The organism is Chryseobacterium viscerum (assembly GCF_002899945.2).
In the GTDB taxonomy this organism is placed as follows: domain Bacteria; phylum Bacteroidota; class Bacteroidia; order Flavobacteriales; family Weeksellaceae; genus Chryseobacterium; species Chryseobacterium viscerum.
The window spans coordinates 548000-568918 of record NZ_PPEG02000001.1 but is presented as its reverse complement, the minus strand read 5'-3'; the positions used below and the strand labels follow the sequence as shown (position 1 = coordinate 568918).

Genomic DNA, 20919 nt, shown 5'->3' with positions numbered 1-20919 from the left:
AATTTATTAGGTGTTTTAATTTTGTGTAAAGGTAATCATTTTTAAGAAATTACTAATTTCTTTTATCCCTGCCCCAAAGTAGCTTCTGACGGATGGTTTCATAGAAACTCAAACCGTTGGGCTGTACCAGAAGAAGCTGGAATCCTGCCTTTTTGATAATAATTTCCTTATCAGTTTCGATATGGATCAATCGGGAATCCAAAGAAAGGGAGTATTGAGGTACGCGGCTTTCTACCTTGAATTTTATTTCTACTTTATCATTTACTACTAATGGCCTCACATTCAAATTGTGAGGGGCAATAGGAGTGATGACAAAATTTTCGTTGTTCGGAGAAATGATCGGTCCACCACAACTCAAAGAGTAGGCGGTAGAACCGGTAGGTGTTGAAATGATCACACCATCACCCCAGAATACATTCAAAAACTCATCATTGATATAAGAATCCACCGTAATCATGGAGGTAGTTTCTTTTCTGGAAACAGTGACATCGTTCAATGCATAAGGAAAAAAACCTTCCAGATTGGGAGATACGACTTCAATGACAGAACGGCGGCTTGTTTTTACATCTCCTTTTAAGATGGCATCCAGTTCTTTAAAGGCTTCTTCTTTCGTGAAAAAGGCTAAAAATCCAAGTCTTCCCGTATTCACTCCTACAACAGGAATTTCAAGATCTTCAATGAATGTTAATGAGTTTACGATCGTTCCGTCTCCGCCAAAAGTGAAAAACAGATCTACTTCTTTATCCAGAAGATCCTGTTTACAGTTGAATGTTTCGAAGATTTTTGAAAACTGAAGTGCTTCAGCCATTTCATCATATAGAACAGATTTTACATCTCTGGCTTCAAGTTCAGAGATAAACTTGCTTAAATATAAAAAAGTATCAAGATCTTTTTTCTGAGAATATATGGCTGCCTTCATGTTATATTTCTATGAATTTTTGTAAAAAACCAAAACGGTCTTTAAACAGATCGGACTTCTCATCAGAATAATATTTTTCAACAATTCTGTAGTCGTACCGATCAAAAGTTGAGTCTATCGAGGCCAGATTTTCACTACTGATTTTTATGGTCACATGGATCACCTCATCAGACATGAAACTTATAAACCCACCGTAGAATTTAGCATTATTGGTTTCTACAATACTGGCAATTTCCGTCATTGAATATTTTCTGGCGGGAGTTTCTACAGTAAGAATAGCTCCTGATTCTGAAAATAGAGGATAACGGGAAAGGTCCTGAAAGATATCTTCACAGGTAATATATCCCAGATATTTTTCATTCTTATTAATCACCGGAATCACGTTGGAACTGAATGTATAAAACAGACGGATACTGTCCATAATATTATTGTCTTCCAAAATAGCAAACCGCTCAATCTGGCGCTCCAGGTCCTTCAGGGTTCCGCCCTCTTCTTCATACAGAAAGTCCATTGCAATGGCTCCGTAGAAGTGATGGGATTTTTTGATGAAAACATGGGAATATCCGAAATCTTCCAATATGTTTCTGGCCGACTCTATAGAGTCAGACAGGCTAAAACACGGAAAGTCTTTAGAGATATAGTCCTTGATAAACATTGTGCTAATTTATAAAAAATTAAATGAATCTTTTTCTGAAAACACCACTTTTTTTAAGATGAAACAAAAAAAATGCCATCAAAATTTGATAGTAAAGAAAAAAAAAGTACCTTTGTCGCCTTTCATTTTTACTTTTTATTAGATTTATTTCAAACTGCACTGTCTACTAAGGACATATGCAGTTTTTTTATTTTAAGGCTTTTGCAAATTCCCACATCACAATTCCAGCACATACACTTACATTCAGAGAGTGTTTGGTTCCAAGCTGCGGAATTTCTAAGAACACATCAATATTAGGCAGTACTTCATCACTGATTCCTTCTACTTCGTTTCCTAAAATCAGGGCATATTTCTTCGATCTGTCAATCGTAAAATCAGTAATAAGCTTGCTGCTGGTCGTCTGCTCAATTCCGATGATTTCGTACCCTTTGCTTTTCAGATCAGCAATCGCCGTATTGGTATCTGATTCATGAGACCAGTCTACACTTTCCGTAGCTCCCAGTGCCGCTTTATGAATTTCACGATGAGGAGGCTGGGGGGTAATTCCGCAAAGAATGATTTTTTCAATTAAAAAGGCATCTGCCGTTCTGAAAGCTGCACCTACATTGTGCATACTTCTGATATTGTCTAAAATGATGACCAACGGAATTTTTTCAACCTTCTTAAATGTTTCTACATCTATTCTGTTAAGTTCTTCCAGTTTTAGTTTCTGTACCAATTGTATTATTTTGTTGAGATTAATTTTCCTTCTTTATAGACCTCGGTCTTTTCTATGCTTCCGTCTTCACGGTAATGAACCCTGTTGCCATTTCTTTTGTCGTTGACAAGCTCCGTCTCACGTTGTAGTTTTCCAGATGGATAAAACGCTTTCCATTTTCCGGTAGCAAGACCATTGTCATACTGCCCGATATCTTTCAATGATTTTCCATCTTCATGAAAGGTTTTGCTTTCACCCTGTAATTTATTGAATTTATAATTCGAAATTTCAGTTACTTTACCTGCAGGAGAATAAAAAGTAGCCGTAAGACTGTTATCATAAACATTCTTTTCTCCATTTCTAAAAGCTTCTTTAGAGGTGAGTACTCCGTTCTTATCAAAATAGGACCATTCTTTTACTTTGAATCCCTTTTTGTATTCCCCTTTTGACTGTACTTTTCCGCTGTCATAATAAAAAACGGCATCGCCATCCACTTTCCCTTTTTTCCATTCCACGGTATTTTTTACTTGTCCGTTATCATAGAATTCTTTACAAGATCCCTCTTGTAATCCGTCTTTATATCCACAAGGTTTCTGTGCCATAACGATAACAGAAGCGGAAAAGAACAATAGAAACATGTACTTCATAGCTATTTTTATTTCAAAAATAGTAAAATACTTATATTTGACTCAAAAATATACTATGAAAAAATTATTCACATTATTCATACTGATGTTGGGATTTGTGTACCTGGGAGCACAAAATACGTATTATCCTCAAGCTTTTTTTGATAAAAAAATGGCCCGTGATATGCTTGGGTTCGGGAATTCTACCATTGAAGGGGTGGCTTCTACCAAGCAGAAAACAGCCCTGGGTATTAAACCTTTGCTGGGAGAAAAACATTATGCAAAGCAAGGAACAGTAATCATGCTCTTTCCGGTGACTCCTTATTTTGAAGAGTTTTATGACATGAGAAGGAAATATGAGAACAAAAAAAATACGGTGTATATGTCTGAAGAGGCTTTTAAATATAGAGTAGAGGCATTAACGGATGACCGCGGCAGATTTAAGTTTGAAAAACTGAAACCCGGCAAATATTATATTGAAACGATTATCAATTTTACAGCGACAGCAAGTTACCAGAAGCAGACAGGGACCACAGATACTTATAATGGGATGGGAGGATATATGTATTCCTCTCCTATATATAATACATTTTTCTACGGGTATTCTGCGGCCAACAGGGAAAGCAAGTTTGTAGAAATAAAACAAGACGGAGAATTAAAAGAAATCAAGCTTTAAAAGCTTGATTTTTTATTTTCTGTTCATAATCTGATGTACATTTTTTTCAATATTCTGTGCTAATGCTTCCATAGGAATATCGTTTTCATCATTATTGAAAGGGTCTTCAATTTCTTCCGCAATAAGCTCAAGACTCATCAATACATAATAGACAAAAACGGTAAGTGGGATCATAAAAAGGCCGATGGTAATTACATAAGCAATAGGCAGTGCAAAAACGTACAGGATAATAAATTTCTTGATGAAAGAGGAATAAGAATAGGGAATCGGTGTATTTTTGATTCTCTCACAACCTCCACATACATCCAGAAACCCTGACAGCTGAGTGTCTAAATACAGCATTTCAATTTCTGAAATCTTACCTTCCTTCTTTAATAAGTTCAATTTATGGCTCATCAGAATAATCATTTCACTCGGACCATGATTTTTCAAAGAATTCTCTATTTCAGAATAATCTTCATCCAAAGCCAGCCTTGTAGATTCTTTAGAAAGATGTTTGGCTAAAAAGTGAGGAAAAAACTTTAAATATCGTGCAATTTGTTCTGCATCCTGACGATTGTCCCCCAAAATGGTATTGATCTTTATAGCAAAATTTCGGGTATCATTTACCAGTTTCCCCCAAAGTTTACGGCCTTCCCACCATCTGTCATAGGCCGTATTGGTTCTGAAAACCAGTAAAAGAGAAAGAACAAAACCCAGCAGAGAATGTATCATTCCCACATTGCTGATTCCGGATTTTGAAGTAAGATGGAAATATCCTACCTCCAGATACTGAATGCCCGAGGAATACAATCCTACAAGAACCATACTCGGAAAAAGAATTTTTAAGGTATCGCTTTTGTGTAAACTGAAAAGGATTTTAATGAAATGTTTGGTATTGTAGGCTCTCATAAGTTGACTTATTACTACAAATATAAATTTTTCATCTGAGCTCTGCTAATAAAGTAAGGAAGTGTGAAGCTGGGCGATGGGAAGTTATTGAAGCTGAAGAAGAGGTCTAAGTTTCCATAAAAATCTTTTTATGAAATAATCTGTAGACGTCCAGCATCCCTCTTCCAGTTTCCAGCCTTTTAATCTTAATTTTCCCAGGTTTCAAAAAAAGACTATTTTTAGTTCGCACTAAATATAAAATACATGATCCTCGAAAACGTAGATATTGTAAATGATATCAGTAAAGAAGATTTTCAGAAGAACTATTTTAAAAAACAGAAACCTCTTTTAATCAAAAATTTCGCCAGCCGATGGGATGCTTTTGAAAAGTGGAATCTGTCATATATCCGGGAGAGAGCAGGAGATCAGGAGGTTCCGTTGTACAACAATAAGCCTGCTGATGCTGCGAAAAGCTCAGATGCTCCGGTCACCCGTATGAAAATGAAGGAGTATATTGATACTATAAAAAGTAAGCCTTCAGATCTGCGAATCTTCTTTTACATCATCACAGACAAACTTCCTGAGCTGCTGAAAAATTTCACCTATCCGGATTTGGGAATGAAGTTTTTCAAAAGACTGCCTACTTTATTCTTCGGGGGAAGTGAAGCTCATGTTTTAATGCATTATGATGTGGATCTGGGTGATTTTATGCATATCCATTTTGAAGGAAAAAAAAGAATACTGCTATTTGATCAGAAGCAGTCTCCGTTTTTATATAAAGTTCCCTTATCGGTTCATACCATTTATGAACTGGATTATGAGAATCCGGATTATGAAAAGTTTCCCGCACTGAAATATGCGAAAGGGTATGAAATTTTCATGGAACATGGTGATGCGCTCTTTATTCCTGGGGCATTCTGGCACTTCAACAGATATCTGGAGCCCGGTTTTTCACTCTCTTTAAGAGCCCTTCCCAATAAGCCAAATGTCTTTGCTAATATGCTGTATCACGTCTTTATTATGAGATATACTGATAAGATAATGCGTAAGCTTTTCAAAGCCAAATGGATCAATTACAAGCAGAAATGGGCCCATAAAAAGAGCTCAGAAGCTTTGGAGAAACACCTGAAAACAGAAAAATAAAATGGAAGGGGAGAAGGAAGCTTGGGGAGGGAAGCCTCTTTACAGCTTAGTATTACTGGATTTCATTTTTATTTAAAAGATAACCATTACTTAAAACGACCCATCGAAACTTCCATCTTCGTGCTTCCTGCTTATTTATTAATAAGCCCAAAGATTGTGGCATCTACAAATTTTCCTTTTTCAAAAAAGAAATCCTTTAAAGTTCCTTCTTTGCTGAAATTTAAAGAAGATAACAGTCTTTCAGAAGAGATATTGGAGGGATCAATGAACGCATCTATACGGTGTAGCCTCATTGTTTCAAATCCATAGGTCAGAATCGGGAGAATGGCTTCTTTCATATAGGATTGCTGCCAGAATTTGGGATTCAATTCATAGCCGACTTCCGCCCTGAAGTGTTCTCTGTACCAGTTGTGGTAACCGCAGGTTCCGATGACTTTTCCAGTAGATTTCAGTTCCAGAGCCCATCTGAAACCTTTTCCTTTTTCAAATTCACTGTTAAAATGCTGAATAATACGTCGGGAATCCTCTTCTGTTTTAAAAGTATCCAGATCATAATATTCCATCACTTCATCCAGAGAAAAATACTCGAACAAATCTTGGGTATCATCAAAAGTAAGCTGACGTAAAATAAGCCTTTCAGTTTCTAAAACAGGAAATTCCATGAATAATGTGATTTGATGGTGAAAATACGATTAATTGCTGATAAAGGAAAGTATAAAAGATTAACTGATAAACAATTCTCATACCCTGAATTTATTTTTCTAAATTTGGGGCTCATTTTTTACTATGGCAAAAGCAGCGAAGAAAGAAACCCCATTAATGACGCAGTACAATACCATCAAGGCGAAATACCCTGATGCGCTATTATTATTCAGGGTTGGGGATTTTTATGAAACTTTTGGGCAGGATGCTGTCAGAACTTCTCAGATTCTGGGGATTGTGCTTACCAAAAGAGCCAATGGTGATGGGCATATAGAGCTGGCTGGGTTTCCACATCACTCTGTAGATTCTTATCTTCCAAAATTGGTAAGGGCAGGCATGAGGGTCGCGATCTGTGATCAACTTGAAGATCCAAAAACAGTGAAGGGGATTGTAAAAAGAGGCGTTACGGAGTTGGTTACACCCGGTGTTACCTTCAATGACCAGGTTTTAAATTCAAAAAAGAATAACTTCCTTCTTTCTTTACACAAAGAAAAAGAGAAATATGGAATGGCCTTAGTAGATATTTCTACAGGAGAGTTTCTGGTAAGTGAAGGAACTTTGGAAAAACTGTTGCATATTGTCAATACTTTTGATCCCAGTGAGATTATTTTCCAGAGAAGTACACAGATTCCGGAGCAGATAAAAAATAAAAATGCTTTCAAACTGGAAGACTGGGCTTTCCAATATAATTTTGCCTACGAAAAATTAACGAATCACTTTAAAACCAATTCTTTAAAAGGATTTGGGGTAGAAAGCCTTCCACTGGCGATCACTGCAGCAGGGGCTATTTTTGCTTATCTGGTGGAGGATACTCACCATAACCTGCTTTCCCATATCACAAAACTTCAGATCATTCCGCAGGAAGATTATCTGATGATGGATAATTTTACCCTGAGAAACCTGGAAATCGTTTATCCAAGCAATCCACAAGGAAAATCTCTGCTGGATATCATTGACAAAACGTCTACTCCGATGGGAGGGAGATTATTGAGGAGAAGAATTATTCTTCCTTTAAAATCAGTGGATGAGATTATGAGAAGGCTTTCTTTGATTGATTTCTTAAACGAAAATGAACCTCTGAAATATGAGATCTGCCAGCTTTTGAAATCGATTTCGGATCTTGACAGATTAATGGGAAAACTGGCTGCAGAAAAAATTTCACCCAAAGAATTGGGATATCTGCGTCAAAGTTTGATTAATATCCATAAAATCAAAGCGTTATTGCATCCTCATGCAGGAGTGCTGGCGTGGCTGGAACCGCTATTTGATCTGGAAGAATTAATTAAATTCCTGGAAAACCACCTTAATGAAGAACTTCCGGTAAACATTGCCAAAGGAAACATTATTAAAGCTGGTATTTCTGAAGAGCTGGACAGGTTGAGAAACCTGCAGAGTAAAGGACGTGGGTTTCTGGATGATATGTGCCAGAGAGAGATTGAAAGAACGGGAATTTCAAGTCTTAAAATTGATTTTAATAATGTTTTCGGATACTATATTGAAGTTCGAAACACCCATAAAGATAAAGTTCCGGATGACTGGGTAAGAAAGCAGACCTTGGTAAATGCTGAAAGATATATTACCGAAGAGTTAAAGGAATATGAAAACCAGATTCTGGGAGCCGAAGAAAAAATCGGCGTTCTGGAAACTTCATTGTACAGGAATTTATGTGCAGAAACGATGATTTATATCGATCAGATTCAAGGGAACTCTAATATCATTGCACAACTTGATGTGGCTGCCGGTTTGTCTGAACTGGCTGTTTCTGAGAGTTATACAAGGCCTGTTTTGAATGACGGCTATGCGATTGATCTAAAAGAAGCCAGACATCCGATCATTGAGAATGCCCTTCCGTTGGGAGAAAAGTACATTCCGAATGATATTTTCCTGGATAAAGATTCTCAGCAAATCATTATGGTTACAGGTCCGAACATGGCCGGTAAATCGGCAATTCTGCGGCAAACAGCCATTGTATGTCTTTTGGCTCAGATCGGAAGTTTTGTGCCTGCAAAGCATGCTGAAATCGGAATGCTGGATAAGATTTTTACAAGGGTAGGAGCCACAGATAATATTTCTGCAGGAGAATCTACTTTCATGGTAGAAATGAATGAAGCGGCCAACATTCTGAATAACATTTCAGAACGAAGCCTGATTTTACTGGATGAAATCGGCCGTGGAACTTCCACTTATGACGGGGTTTCTATCGCGTGGGCTATTGCAGAATATCTTCATCAGCATCCAACGCAGGCAAAGACTCTATTTGCAACCCACTATCATGAGCTGAATGAAATGACCATCAACTTTGAAAGGGTGAAAAATTTCCACGTTTCTATCCAGGAAAACAAAGGAAATATCATTTTCCTGAGAAAACTGGTGCCAGGAGGAAGTGAGCACAGTTTCGGTATTCATGTTGCAAAACTAGCCGGAATGCCTTCCAAAGTGGTGAACAGAGCGAATGAAATTCTTAAAACACTTGAAGCGAGCAGAACCCAGGGAGGAAATACTTCTGAGAGTATCAAAAGAGTGACTGAGGAAAATATGCAGCTCTCTTTCTTCCAGCTGGATGATCCTGTTCTGGAGAATATCCGTGAGGAACTGACGAAAATAGATATCAATACTTTGACACCGATTGAGGCTTTGATGAAGCTGAACGCGATAAAAAAAATGATTGGAAAATAACCAATCATTTTTTTTGTTATAAAATTAAAGCTTAATTAACAGCAAAATCCATCCTGCATCCCGGGAACTCCAGATCTTTCCTCTCCGGTATTAGGATCTGTACAGCTTATTACTCTTGGGCAGATAGGTCTGTTGGCTCCTCCGCTGATCTCTTTCAGCTCATTTTTACTAAGCTTTCTTTTCTGATTTTTTGAATTTTTCATAATAATTTGAATTTGGTCTCACTAAGATAAGGAAAAATATAATTCAAAATATTGTGAGTCAAATTGTTATGTTTTTTTGTGTAGAAATGATTTCACAAAAAAAGATTGAGGGGTTTCCTCAATCCTTATTTTATCTAACAAGATTACGTGATATTAACAGCAGTATCCGTCTCTACCTACAGGTCCGATAACATATTGGTCATCACCTATTTTGCATAATCCTTCAGGACAAACGATAGGTCCGTTACCTCCGTTGATTTCCTTCAATTCACTTTTTGTCAGTTTTCTTTTCTGAATGTTTGATTTTTTCATGGTAGTTTTAGTTTGATTAGTTTTTTAGTATTAATTTTTGATTAGCAGCAAAATCCATCTCGTCCCACAAGCCCGGGTACCATCTCTCCTGAGTCAGGGAGTGTACAGAATCCGCGGAGACATCTGGGAGGAAGTGCTCCACCATTAATTTCTTTTAACTCAGTTTTGGTTAATTTTCTTTTTTGAATGATTGATTTTTTCATGGTAATTTTAGTTTTGATTCAGAGCTAATATACAAAATCATCCATATAATTCCATGGATTGGGAAAAATTTAACATAGGTGTTAATGAAAACAAAAAGAGAGCATTAAGCTCTCTTTTCTATTATAAATGATTGTATTCGTAAGTATTCAATTCGCTGTTCGTTACCCCTGTGCCGGTCTTATTATAATAAGTTTTGACATTTTTAGTAGGATAATTGCTGGTATTGTATTCGTAAGTAGACTTAAAGATATCCCATTCAGCACTTCCTGAGCCGTTGTTATAATTAAGGAGATTATTATAGCTTAGGATATTGTGGGTAGATCCGTTTTCATCTTCGGTATCAATAATTTTTAAAAATCCTGTTATATTTTTAAAAGGAATGTTCTTAGTATCGTATTGGATAGGCTGTAAAGATCCCGTTGCACTATGAAATCCTCCGGTGTTAGCAGGAACTGATGCTGTTTCTGTCCAGCTGCTCAGTGAGCCGTCTGCATTTAATGTTGCCATTTTCGTACCGGTTCTCATAGCAGGAGACCCTGTAAAGTTTGCAGTATAAGTAATTTTTACACTATTGCTGGAAAGATAGGTATAATTGGTTTCTACTGTAGAAACAGTTCCGGATGAAAGATTATTTTCAACATATATTTTTTTGCTCAATCTGCTGTTTCCATCATAGGTATAATTGGTTTTATAGCTGGTGCTTGAACCGGTAGTTACCTGCTGGGTAATCAGATCTCCTGAATAACTGAATAGGGTAACTTCACTATTGGTGATGTTTTTAATCTGAGAGATTTTTGAGCCATTGTAAGTATACGTTGAAGTGTCTCCGTCAGCAACCATTTTTGTAACTAAGACCGGACTGTTATCATTGTTGTTCCCGTTATTGTTAGATGATTCGTTATCATCATTACTGCTAGAGCAGGATGCCAAAAAGAAAATTGGCAGAAGTAAATAAGCTTTTTTCATGGTTTTAATTTAAGGCAGTAAAAATATCAAAAAAATGAATTGCTGATGAAAATAAATTGTTTATTTGTAAATGATTTATAAAATCTGTAATTTCCGTTCTTGTATGTAATTGAATAATAGTATTTTATTAATTTTGAATATGAAAAAATTATTAATGGTATTAGCCATATTCCTGTTTTGTACGGTTTTCAATGCCCAGCAGACTGAAGTTTCAGTGGTGAAATATGAAAATCTGGAAAAACGAATTCAGGAAGAGAAAGATAAACTTCTTGTGGTCAACTTTTGGTCAACCACCTGTGGCCCTTGTGTAAAGGAGATGCCCCACTTTATGGAGATCAATCATCAATATGCCGCAAATCCTAAATTTAAAATGATCCTAGTTTCTCTGGATAGGCTTGCAGATAAAGAAAGAGTTTTGAAATTCATTAAGAATAAAAATCTTACGGCTGAAGTACTTCTGCTGGATGATATCAAAAGAATGAATACCTGGATCCCAAAGTTTGAGAAAGACTGGGATGGAAATATTCCGGTAACGCTGTTTTATAAAAATGGGGAGAAAATTCATTTTAATGATGGTGAAATGAGCAAAGAAGATCTTGAAAAAACAATTAAAGAAAATCTACAATAAATAATCTATTATGAAAAACCTGAAAATTGTAATGACCGCATTCATTGTTGGGCTTGGGCTACTGAGCTTTACGACAACGGATCACGATAAAGGCAAAAATAAAAAAGAGAATGTCTCATCTGTAAAAGGCTATGAAGTAGGAGATGAAGCTGCTGATTTTAAGCTTAAGAATATTGATGGGAAAATGGTCTCTCTGAGCGATTTTAAAAGTGCAAAAGGATTCATTGTGGTATTTACCTGCAACCACTGTCCTTATGCAAAAAAATATGAAGACAGAATCATTGAGCTGGATAAAAAATACAAAGCTCAGGGATATCCGGTCATTGCCATTAATCCTAATGATCCTAATGCACAGCCGGAAGACGGTTATCAGCAGATGATCGAAAGAGCTAAGCAGAAAGGCTTTACTTTTCCGTATTTGGTAGATGAAGGGCAGAAAATTTATCCACAGTATGGAGCCACAAAGACTCCGCATGTTTTTGTATTGAAAAAGGAAAACGGAAAGAATATTGTAAAATATATTGGCGCTATCGACAACAATTATGATAATCCGAATGATGTATCAGAATATTATGTTCAGGATGCTGTAAATGCTTTAATAAAAGGAGATGCTGTAAAAATGACAAAAACAGTAGCCATCGGATGTACAATCAAAGTAAAGAAATAATATATTTGCTTGCCTACAATAAGATCGGTGTTCTTAGAATACCGATTTTTTATGCCTTAAAACCAATTTGAAATGAAATTACAGTTCAGCCTGAAGTATTTCCTTCTGACCCTTCTTATTTTTCTTGTAGAAATCTTAATCGCTACAAAACTGAGCGGGATTTTCTTTGTCAGAGCCTATCTTGGAGATGTGATTGTGGTGATGCTTATGTACACCTTTGTGAAGAGTTTTGTAAAAGTAAATGACCAGAAGCTGATCCTTGGAATTCTGATTTTTTCATTTCTGGTAGAATTTGCCCAGTATTTCCATATTGCAGAAAAACTAGGCTTCCGTCCTGGAAGCCTAATGTATATTGTCATTGGAAATTCTTTTTCGTGGATTGATAATTTGTGTTATGCCGTAGGCTGCCTAATTCTCTATGTTTTTGTAAGGACGACAAACAATGATGGCTTAACCTCGACCCCTAATACCTAATTCCTGCAACCTAAAACCTTCTCTCTATCTCCCAAAACTATCATATTTATCTTCCGCATACTTGGTAAAGCGGTTCAGTAAAGCCACATTGTCCTTTTCCATAGGAGAAAGATCATTGTCTACATTGCTGGAAACAGGAATATACCAATCTGTCTGCTCAAAGAAGTTTCTGTAGGTTTCTTTTTTAAAAGAATAGCCATGCCTTGCAAATACAGAATTTTTGATGATTTCAAGATCAAGTTTTCTTAAGTTTTTAAGATCTTTTTCTGTCAGCTTCTGCTTGGATGCATTCAGTTTGAATATCGCTTCTGAAGCGATGCGGTTTTTAGAGGTTTTATAGCTTTCTGTTTTTCCGGTTTCTTCATCCTTGTACTTTTCTGTAAACTCTTTAGGGTTTGACCAATCTACCAGATCAGAATCTTTATCCAGCATAAAGTTAGGATTATAAACAAACTCTTTTTTTGTCAGTTTAAGTGTTTTTGAAGGTGCTTTTACCGATGTTTTATTGAAGGCATCCCACTTTCCGGTTAAGCTGTCACCTTTCAGTTTTACCTCGAACCTTCCGTCTGTTTTGTCATTTCCAGGTTCATCCAGGACAAAAGAGACTGCAGCTTCATTGAAAACTCCTTTAAATGGGCGCTGATTGCCATTCACAATACTTTGTCCGTAAACGCTGTCCTTTGTGATTCTGTTGATCTTCAAAGAAATTCTTTTATAATTATTGACATCATACTCCGAACCGTCCGTTTCGTCAACGACCTTTTCCATTCCGGCAAATTCACCGGTATAAATTCCATAGTATTCTTTATGAACTTCAGGAACGACAACAGAATCTTTTTTTGCGGTTAGAGAATCTTTTCCCGATTCATTGGTCTTCCCATCTTTTTTGCAGCTTACCAAAGAAACTGCCAATAAAGAAATAAGAGTGTAATTTAGAATTTTCATATCTGTTTTTTTGTGATTAAATATTCAATAATAAGGAGGTTGGGAACCCAGCCCAGCCATGCAATGATCTGATAGACATCCATAGGATTGGGATGAAATAAATATACAATAATTACTTTCCACATTCTCAGCGTAATAGCAGATAATGTAAAAGCAAAACTCCGCCACATCCATTGCTTGTGTTCTTTAAACCTTCTCTGCCTTGCCAGCTGATACGCTTTAAACGTTGAAAACCACCATAAAAAGCCCAAAATAATAAATGAAACCTTCGATAGAATGCCTCCGTTGGCAAATATTCCCATATAAATTCCGGATGGTGCCGCACAGATCAGAATGAGAAAAATATACACTTTTCCCATATTCCGGTGGAAGTTTTTTAAACCAAAATTCCGTCTGAGAATAGCCAGAAACCCTGAAAGAAGTACAAAAATACTCGTATAGACATGAGTATAGAAAAACGCAAGATATTCTGGCCTATCTACAACTTCCGTCTGTTTGATCATCAGAAAACTTGCTTCAGGATTAAAAGGAATATATTCTAACGTGATTTTCAGCATCAGCCAAAAGAAGTATCCGAATCCTATGATGAGAAGGATTTTAAATAAATAAGAAATATTTTTTTTAGTCGAGAGCATCTCGATTAGTCAAAATTGATAACGAAAGGAAGGGTAAACCAAATCATTACGGGGTTCCCCTTATATTCTCCGGGCTTCCATTGGGTTTTCATAGATTTCATCACTCTTTCTACCTCATGATTAAGAGATTCATTTTCTCCGGTTACGATAATAGTTTCAATATAACCTTTAGCATTGACAGAAAATTTTGCTTTTGAACTTGTTCTGCTTTTAGCCCCTTTTATTTTGTTAGAATTAATTTTTTGAGATACCTCTCGCATAAATACTGAAAGGCCGCCAGGATATTCTGCAGGTTTACTTTGTTCTGGATTATGTTGATCTCCGGAATGATTCTCCACAGGTTGTGTTTTATTTTCTTCTGTTTGAGCAAATGTAAGCCCAAATCCAAGACATAAAATGAGTGCTAGTATTTTTTTCATGTGTTTAGTTTTTAGTGTTTTTTACAAGCTGTTGAGATCCTGTGCAATCAGCCATCCTTCACTCCAGCATGCCTGGAAATTAAACCCTCCCGTTACAGCATCTATATTGAGAACCTCGCCTGCAATATAAAAATTAGGAAGCAGTTTTGAAGACATGTTTTTAAAGTTAATTTCCTTTAAATCAACACCTCCGGCTGTTACAAATTCATCTTTAAAAGTAGATTTTCCGGTAACCTGAAACTTTTTTTGGCAAAGGTTTTCAATGATTTTCTGCATTTCCTTTCCGGAAATATTCGCAACCTGTTTGTTGAGGTCAACTTTTGAAATTTCTAAAATCTTTTGCCAGAATCTGTTTGTAATATCAAAGATTTTGGACTGTCCGATAGTCTTTTTAGGATTGCTTTGTTTGAAATGAGTAAAGATTTCTTCTGCTTCATCCGTTTCTATGGAAATAAAATTAACTTCAATTTCAAAGTTATATTTAAGCTTTGCAAGGCTTATTGCTTCCCATGCAGAAATTTTCAGAACAGCAGGTCCTGAAAGCCCCCAGTGGGTAATAAGTAACGGTCCGCTTTCTTCAGTTTTCAGCTTTGGAATGGAAATTCCTGCGTTTTCAAAACTTGTTCCCGGAAGATCTTTCAGTAAATCATCTTTAATATTAAAAGTAAAAAGGGAAGGGACAAGATCTATAATCTTATGTCCCAGATTCTCAACCATTTTCAACGATTTTGGAGAACTTCCGGTAGTATACACGATATAATCTGCCTCAAAGTCTCCTAAAGAGGTCTTTACAATATATTTTTCATCCTTTTTTTCAATCTCTTTTACCGAACATTTTGTTTGTACAGAGACATTTTTCTTTTGGGTCTCATTCAAAAAAGTATTGATGATGGTCTGTGAAGAATTGCTTTCAGGGAAAGTTCTGTTGTCGTTTTCAATTTTCAAGGGAACATTACGCTGGTCAAACCATTCCATCGTGTCACCAGGCTGAAATTTGCTGAAAACACTCAGCAGTTCCTTGTTTCCACGAGGATAAAACTGAACAAGTTCTCTTGGATCAAAGCAGGCGTGGGTTACATTACAGCGTCCGCCTCCGGAAATTTTAACCTTCTGAAGAACATCAGAGTTCTGCTCTAAAATCGTAATTGTATATTTTTTTTCGTCAAGATTGGATGCACAGAAAAAGCCTGCAGCACCGCCTCCGATAATAATGATCTGTTTCATGTCTATGTAATCCTATGCGGAAGATTATTTTTTCAAAAGTACAATTTTTATAAACCATCTTATTTGAGTATTTTTGAAGATTATAATTTAATCATACCAAAAACGATTTTCAAATGATTTTCTACCATAAATTTGAAGTGCGATGGAGCGATCTTGATGCCAACAAGCACTTAGCCAATTCATCATATGTACAATATTGTGCGCAAGCCAGAATGGCTTTTATGACTAAAGAGAAAATGGGAGTTACCCAGCTAAGCAGATGGGGAATTGGTCCGGTGATCCTGCACGAAAGATATTCTTTCTTCAAAGAGATTTATGCAGATCAGATCGTAATCGTAAGTGTAGAGATTGACGGATGCTCGGAAGATTCTTCTATTTACCGTTTCGTTCACAAATTCTATACTCCAGATGGGTTGCACTGTGCTACAGCAGAAGCCACAGGAGTATGGATCGATATGATGCTTAGAAAAATGACCACTCCGCCGGATGACGTCGTGGAAGCAATGAATAAGTATAAAAGCCCGGAAACCGTTGTATTGTCGAAAGAAGATTTCAAAAAGTTTCCTTTCCACCCACACAATATTGACCCGTCAGAAATTAATATATAAATGATGAACGATGATTGATCGTTTATCAATTGTCACTATAAATAAAAATCATGTTTGAAGATAAATCACAGGAGCTTACGCCCATTTCGAAATTAGGAGAATTCGGTCTTATTAAACATCTGACAGAACATTTTCCGCTATCCAATGAATCTTCGGAACTTGGTGTAGGAGATGATGCAGCAATTATTAATCCGGATAATAAAAAAGTAATTCTTACGACAGATGTGCTGGCGGAGGGAGTACATTTTAATTTAGGATATGTTCCTTTAAAACATTTAGGATATAAGGCTGTGGTCGTAAACCTCAGTGATATTGCTGCAATGAATGCGACGCCTACCCAGATATTGGTTTCCCTTGCGGTTTCAAACCGTTTTCCGGTGGAAGCTTTGGAAGAAATCTATTCCGGGATTCAGGCTGCTTGTTCAAGATATAAAGTTGATCTGGTAGGAGGAGACACTACAAGTTCCAACTCAGGACTGGTAATGAGCATTACGGCTGTAGGAATTGAAAATGAAGAAAACATCGTAAAAAGAAGTGGAGCAAAGCCAAATGATCTTCTTGTGGTAACAGGAGATTTGGGTGGAGCATACATGGGCTTACAGATTCTGGAAAGAGAACATGCTGTATACCTTGCCGACCCTAATATGCAGCCGGAAATGGAAGGCTACGATTATATTCTGGAAAGACAGCTGAAGCCTGAAGCAAGAACAGATGTTAAAAATATTTTGGAGGAACTGGATGTTAAACCCACTTCAATGATCGATATTTCAGATGGCCTGGCTTCTGAAATCCTTCACCTTTCAGATCAGTCAAAAGTAGGATTCAGATTGTATGAGGAAAAAGTTCCATTGGACAACCTTACGATCTCTACTGCAGATGAAATGAATTTGAATCCGGTAATGACTGCTTTAAGTGGTGGTGAAGATTATGAACTTTTGTTCACTATTTCACCCAATGATTTTGATAAAATTAGAAACCATCCTGATTTTTCCATCATCGGATATGCGGTAGAAAATGAAGAAGGAAACTTTATGGTAGCAAGAGGATCTAACCAGCTTGTGGCTCTTACAGCTCAGGGATGGGATGCTTTTTTAGGCCAGTAAAATGTATACATTTACCGTATTACCAGTTTTAGTTATTATTACATTCATAATCGTAACTCTTTATAAACATTACATCAAAAAACGGAATCAGAATCTGAAAGAATCATTTGTTTTTGTTTTTTTCTTTGTAACAGTCTGGAGTTTGATTTATTATTTTGTTTTTAGCTAGAAACAGACTGATAATCATAAGAATGACTTAAAAATCAGTCTGCTGAAATTGAAAAATTATATTTAATTTTAAATATTGTAAGAAAACCGTAGTATTTTTTGCTGCGGTTTTTGTTTATAGTTAATTACTTTATTATATAGTGATGATTACACCAGAAAAAGAAATCCCGGTTCACCATCTTACTTCTGAAAAATTTCAGATGAGTACGCTAAGTGCGGCAGGTCCTGAAAACTTTCATGATGTTCACAGGCATAATTTTTTTGAGATTATCTGGTTTAGAAAGGTGTATGAAAACAGCCGTTTAGAGTTGGATTTTGAAAGCTATACCCTTGAGAACAATCAAATCTGCATCATTGCTCCAGGGCAGGCATTCAATATGAAATTAGAAGGAGAGGAGGGATATGCCATGGCAATAAGCAGGGAAATTTTCAACGAGGCCTGTAATATAGAATCGGTACTTACGGGAGGAGAGCTTCCCTTTTTTTTAAATCCCCAAAATGAAAATACCTGCAGCACAATTATAGCATTAATGGAGCAGGAATATAAAACAAAAGCAAGAACAGAACTCTTAAAGGCTTACCTGAAAGCATTTTGTATCATCATCGGAGAACAAATTAATCCTCAGGAACCTTTACAGAATGACCGTCAACGCATTCAGGAACTGATAGGACTTATTGAGAGACATTATATCGTACATAAAGAAACCAATTTCTATGCTGGCCATTTAAAGATAAGCAGCCATCATCTTAATGACATTGTGCGCCTTTTGAGAGGTACAACTGTAAAAAAAATGATTTCCCAGCGCCTTATCCTGGAGGCCAAAAGAGAACTTAGCTTTGGAGCGCTCACGGTGAAGGAAATTGCTTTTAAACTTGGCTTTAACGATACTTCATATTTTTCAAGATTTTTCAAGAAACATACTGGCCAAAATCCCGACTATTTTAAGAATAATGAAAAAAAGTAATCTTCAATATTTACTATAATGATAAGCTTAAACTAATGTTTTTTATTTATTATTGTACATAAATCTTCAATTTGTGCTATCCTTCCTTCAGTTCTTTTATTGAAAAACTAAGCTTTTTACAGCAACTTTGCAGCTGAAAAATCGCCCGTGAGGGCTTATGTTATTTATGAAGAAGAATTTGAATATTGTAGTGTTTATTTTAGCACTGCTCAACACATTGGAGTCGCTAAGTATAGATCTTTATCTTCCCGCTTTCCCAAGTATGGCCCAAATCTTTAATACCGATATCGGGCATATCCAGATATCCATTTCGGTGTTCTTTGCCGGGTTTGCTTTCGGGCAGCTGCTGTGGGGGCCTTTGTCCGATAAAAAAGGACGTAAACCTATGCTGTATTGCGGGCTTTTACTTTTTATTATAGGAACAGCAGCCATCTATTTTACCTCAGATATTTATGTTTTATGGGCAATGCGTTTTCTGCAGGCGTTCGGAGGAAGTGCCGGAATCGTTATTGGCAGGGCTATCATTATTGATCTTTACGATAAACAGAAATCGGTAACGATCTTTTCCCAGCAGTCTCAGATCAGTGGTATCGCTCCCATTGTCGCACCGCTATTGGGAAGTGTTTTCCTAAAATTCTGGGGCTGGAACAGTTCTTTCGCTTTTTTATGCATCATGGGGCTGATAACGCTTTTCATGGTTTACAAATATGTACCGGAAACCAATAGCAGAATTAATCTTCCGGATGATGAACTGTTGGATGAAAAAGGATTAAAAGATCAGCTGAAAATGATCATTTCCAACAAAGATTTTATCAACAGTACAATGGTAGGAAGTCTTGCTTTCGCATCCCTTATTATTTATATTTCGAATGCACCATTTCTATTTATGGAAATCCATGGTTTCTCAAGCGGTGTGTTCAGTTTTATATTTGCTTTTAACTCCCTGGCCTTGATAACGGCGGCGTATATTACCCCTAAGCTGATCAAAAGAATAAGCAACTCAACGCTTTTATTTACGGCTACCATTGTACTGCTGGTGGTGTGTTCTCTCCATATTCTGATTGCTGCAGAAAACGTCTCTGTAGCCCTGGAAATTGCAATGCTTTATCTGTCATTACTGGCCATCGGTATTTTGTTTCCTATCACATCAGCCCATGCGCTATCTCCATTTAAAGAAGGAAGAGGAACAGCGGCTGCATTACTTGGATTCATGCAGTTGATGGTTACATTCTTAATGTCAGGGCTGATAGGTCTTTTAGAAGCAGACTCTATCATTCCGATGGTGGTGACCCGTTCTGCAATGGCATTAATTGCGGTGTGGTTCGGATACCGTATTTTTAAAGCTCAAAAAGCAACCGCTTAAGTATCTGTTCTGATACAACAAAATAGGGTCTTGAAAAACTAATCCTCTTATTTGATCCTGTTGTCATACTATCCGGACACTTAATCAAGTAATTTTTGTAAAAAAACACCAAAGGGTTCTCTTTGCATAAAATTTAAAATATGAAAAGAACCCTTTCGACAGTTTTATGCTGTTTAATGCCATTAGGGTATTGGGTAAGTGCACAATCCGGACTCTCTGCGGAACTGAAAACAGAATATATTCCGGGCTCAAACTATATCCGCCCTGAAGACAGCACAAAGACGAATTCTAAAAGTGATTTTAAAAGGATTGATCTTAATCTGAGTATTCCGTTATCTGTAAAAAAAGATACTAATGGGAAAGTAAGATCGTGGTCAATGCTGCTGAGCGGGTCTTATGCAAAGATGACACACAAAAATTACGAAACCCAATTATTTCCGGATCAGATGCTGAATGCGCAAGTCGGAATACAGCACATGAGACCTTTGGGCAAAAAATGGAGTATGATGATGACTGCATCCGTGGGAGTTTATACAGACCTTGAAAGAGTCAATTTTGATGATGTACTGGGACAGGGAGGAGTTTTGTTTATCAGACATTTTAACCCTAATCTTTCTTTGGGTGGAGGCCCGGTACTTACTACTGCTTTTGGAGTTCCTATGATTTTACCCTGGATTTATCTTGACTGGAAAACGAATGGAAAAATTAAATTCAGTCTCAATTTCCCGCAAGGTATGGAAGCCGGTTATCTGTTTTCAGACAAATTTGCTTTAAAAGCTGTTGTAGATCTCAACGGGATGACTGTAGAGAGAAATGTAGGCGGAAAATCAATGTTGCTGGGTTACCAGCAGATTACCGCAGGACTTAGACCGGAATTGAAAATCAATGACAGACTTACGTTACGCCTCACAGGGGGAACAGCAATACTGAGAAGCTTCAGCGAAAATGACCGAAAGATCAAAAGTATTTTCAGAGACAAAAAAGTAGCAGATCCAAGATTTGCAAGTACATTCTACGCTGCAGTATCACTGCGCTGGAATCTGCCATAAAAAAATGCCGGAGGCAGGGAAT

General features: G+C 36.8%; 24 protein-coding genes. 11 read left to right on the top strand and 13 right to left on the bottom strand.

Annotation, left to right across the window (positions count from 1 at the left end; genetic code table 11):
- Positions 1-52 precede the first annotated feature (52 nt).
- The 4 genes from C1634_RS02575 to C1634_RS02560 form a co-directional block, all read right to left on the bottom strand.
- A complete protein-coding gene (locus tag C1634_RS02575) occupies positions 53-919 on the bottom strand; it encodes an NAD kinase (protein ID WP_109737858.1) in 867 nt (288 codons plus the stop codon).
- A 1-nt stretch (position 920) separates the two neighbouring features.
- Complete coding sequence (locus tag C1634_RS02570; RefSeq protein WP_109737857.1) at positions 921-1574, bottom strand: CBS domain-containing protein; 654 nt, start codon at positions 1572-1574, stop codon at positions 921-923.
- A gap of 187 nt (positions 1575-1761) precedes the next feature.
- Positions 1762-2292, bottom strand: coding sequence for an RNA methyltransferase (locus C1634_RS02565; RefSeq protein ID WP_103233389.1), 531 nt, complete (start codon positions 2290-2292; stop codon positions 1762-1764).
- A gap of 5 nt (positions 2293-2297) precedes the next feature.
- A complete protein-coding gene (locus C1634_RS02560; protein WP_228409944.1) occupies positions 2298-2918 on the bottom strand; it encodes a toxin-antitoxin system YwqK family antitoxin in 621 nt (206 codons plus the stop codon).
- Between the two features lie 55 nt (positions 2919-2973).
- On the opposite strand from C1634_RS02560, the gene C1634_RS02555 reads away from it, so the two are divergent.
- Positions 2974-3573 (top strand): hypothetical protein, encoded by a 600-nt coding sequence (locus C1634_RS02555; protein ID WP_109737856.1) that lies wholly within the window; start codon positions 2974-2976, stop codon positions 3571-3573.
- A 12-nt stretch (positions 3574-3585) separates the two neighbouring features.
- Here the strand turns inward: C1634_RS02555 and C1634_RS02550 are convergent, their stop codons facing one another.
- Positions 3586-4464, bottom strand: a complete 879-nt coding sequence (locus C1634_RS02550; protein ID WP_103233391.1) for a bestrophin family protein — start codon at positions 4462-4464, stop codon at positions 3586-3588.
- A 243-nt stretch (positions 4465-4707) separates the two neighbouring features.
- On the opposite strand from C1634_RS02550, the gene C1634_RS02545 reads away from it, so the two are divergent.
- Positions 4708-5586: a cupin-like domain-containing protein gene (locus C1634_RS02545; RefSeq protein ID WP_103233392.1), complete on the top strand. Its 879-nt coding sequence runs from the start codon at positions 4708-4710 to the stop codon at positions 5584-5586.
- Between the two features lie 131 nt (positions 5587-5717).
- On the opposite strand, the gene C1634_RS02540 is transcribed toward C1634_RS02545, so the two are convergent.
- Positions 5718-6248, bottom strand: a complete 531-nt coding sequence (locus C1634_RS02540) for a GNAT family N-acetyltransferase (protein WP_103233393.1) — start codon at positions 6246-6248, stop codon at positions 5718-5720.
- Positions 6249-6372: 124 nt separating this feature from the next.
- On the opposite strand from C1634_RS02540, the gene mutS reads away from it, so the two are divergent.
- Entirely contained in the window at positions 6373-8964 is a 2592-nt protein-coding gene (gene mutS / locus C1634_RS02535) for a DNA mismatch repair protein MutS (RefSeq protein ID WP_109737855.1), read from the top strand.
- Between the two features lie 35 nt (positions 8965-8999).
- Here mutS and C1634_RS02530 read toward each other — a convergent pair whose 3' ends face one another.
- The 3 genes from C1634_RS02530 to C1634_RS02525 form a co-directional block, all read right to left on the bottom strand.
- Positions 9000-9167 (bottom strand): bacteriocin, encoded by a 168-nt coding sequence (locus tag C1634_RS02530; protein ID WP_109737854.1) that lies wholly within the window; start codon positions 9165-9167, stop codon positions 9000-9002.
- 153 nt (positions 9168-9320) lie between these two features.
- Positions 9321-9479, bottom strand: a complete 159-nt coding sequence (locus tag C1634_RS25860) for a hypothetical protein (RefSeq protein WP_153816314.1) — start codon at positions 9477-9479, stop codon at positions 9321-9323.
- A 324-nt stretch (positions 9480-9803) separates the two neighbouring features.
- The gene (locus tag C1634_RS02525) at positions 9804-10649 is read right to left on the bottom strand and encodes a hypothetical protein (RefSeq protein WP_109737853.1); all 846 of its coding nucleotides are present in this window, start codon (positions 10647-10649) and stop codon (positions 9804-9806) included.
- Between the two features lie 139 nt (positions 10650-10788).
- On the opposite strand from C1634_RS02525, the gene C1634_RS02520 reads away from it, so the two are divergent.
- The 3 genes from C1634_RS02520 to C1634_RS02510 all read left to right on the top strand — a co-directional run bounded on the left by C1634_RS02520 (position 10789) and on the right by C1634_RS02510 (position 12418).
- Positions 10789-11277, top strand: a complete 489-nt coding sequence (locus C1634_RS02520; RefSeq protein ID WP_109737852.1) for a TlpA family protein disulfide reductase — start codon at positions 10789-10791, stop codon at positions 11275-11277.
- A gap of 10 nt (positions 11278-11287) precedes the next feature.
- Positions 11288-11944, top strand: coding sequence for a thioredoxin family protein (locus C1634_RS02515; protein WP_103233397.1), 657 nt, complete (start codon positions 11288-11290; stop codon positions 11942-11944).
- 72 nt (positions 11945-12016) lie between these two features.
- Complete coding sequence (locus C1634_RS02510) at positions 12017-12418, top strand: ribosomal maturation YjgA family protein (RefSeq protein WP_103233398.1); 402 nt, start codon at positions 12017-12019, stop codon at positions 12416-12418.
- A 24-nt stretch (positions 12419-12442) separates the two neighbouring features.
- On the opposite strand, the gene C1634_RS02505 is transcribed toward C1634_RS02510, so the two are convergent.
- Genes C1634_RS02505 through C1634_RS02490 form a run of 4 tightly spaced genes read right to left on the bottom strand, consistent with a single transcriptional unit; the run spans position 12443 to position 15641 of the window.
- Positions 12443-13363, bottom strand: coding sequence for a YARHG domain-containing protein (locus tag C1634_RS02505; RefSeq protein ID WP_103233399.1), 921 nt, complete (start codon positions 13361-13363; stop codon positions 12443-12445).
- The gene (locus tag C1634_RS02500) at positions 13360-13998 is read right to left on the bottom strand and encodes a DUF2306 domain-containing protein (protein WP_103233400.1); all 639 of its coding nucleotides are present in this window, start codon (positions 13996-13998) and stop codon (positions 13360-13362) included. The genes C1634_RS02505 and C1634_RS02500 overlap by 4 nt, the downstream gene beginning before the upstream one ends.
- 5 nt (positions 13999-14003) lie before the next feature.
- On the bottom strand, positions 14004-14417 hold the full coding sequence (locus C1634_RS02495; protein WP_109737851.1) for an energy transducer TonB: 414 nt from the start codon (positions 14415-14417) through the stop codon (positions 14004-14006).
- Positions 14418-14438: 21 nt separating this feature from the next.
- Positions 14439-15641 carry a BaiN/RdsA family NAD(P)/FAD-dependent oxidoreductase gene (locus C1634_RS02490; RefSeq protein WP_185145111.1) on the bottom strand — a complete coding sequence of 401 codons (1203 nt, stop codon included), beginning with the start codon at positions 15639-15641 and terminating at the stop codon, positions 14439-14441.
- Positions 15642-15754: 113 nt separating this feature from the next.
- On the opposite strand from C1634_RS02490, the gene C1634_RS02485 reads away from it, so the two are divergent.
- From C1634_RS02485 to C1634_RS02465, 5 genes are all read left to right on the top strand, one after another.
- Positions 15755-16249, top strand: a complete 495-nt coding sequence (locus C1634_RS02485) for an acyl-CoA thioesterase (RefSeq protein WP_109737850.1) — start codon at positions 15755-15757, stop codon at positions 16247-16249.
- A 50-nt stretch (positions 16250-16299) separates the two neighbouring features.
- A complete protein-coding gene (thiL, locus tag C1634_RS02480) occupies positions 16300-17352 on the top strand; it encodes a thiamine-phosphate kinase (RefSeq protein ID WP_109737849.1) in 1053 nt (350 codons plus the stop codon).
- Between the two features lie 311 nt (positions 17353-17663).
- Positions 17664-18485, top strand: coding sequence for a helix-turn-helix domain-containing protein (locus tag C1634_RS02475; RefSeq protein ID WP_109737848.1), 822 nt, complete (start codon positions 17664-17666; stop codon positions 18483-18485).
- Between the two features lie 166 nt (positions 18486-18651).
- Positions 18652-19848: a multidrug effflux MFS transporter gene (locus tag C1634_RS02470; protein ID WP_161990717.1), complete on the top strand. Its 1197-nt coding sequence runs from the start codon at positions 18652-18654 to the stop codon at positions 19846-19848.
- A gap of 140 nt (positions 19849-19988) precedes the next feature.
- Complete coding sequence (locus C1634_RS02465) at positions 19989-20897, top strand: DUF6268 family outer membrane beta-barrel protein (RefSeq protein WP_103233903.1); 909 nt, start codon at positions 19989-19991, stop codon at positions 20895-20897.
- The last annotated feature ends 22 nt before the right edge of the window (positions 20898-20919 follow it).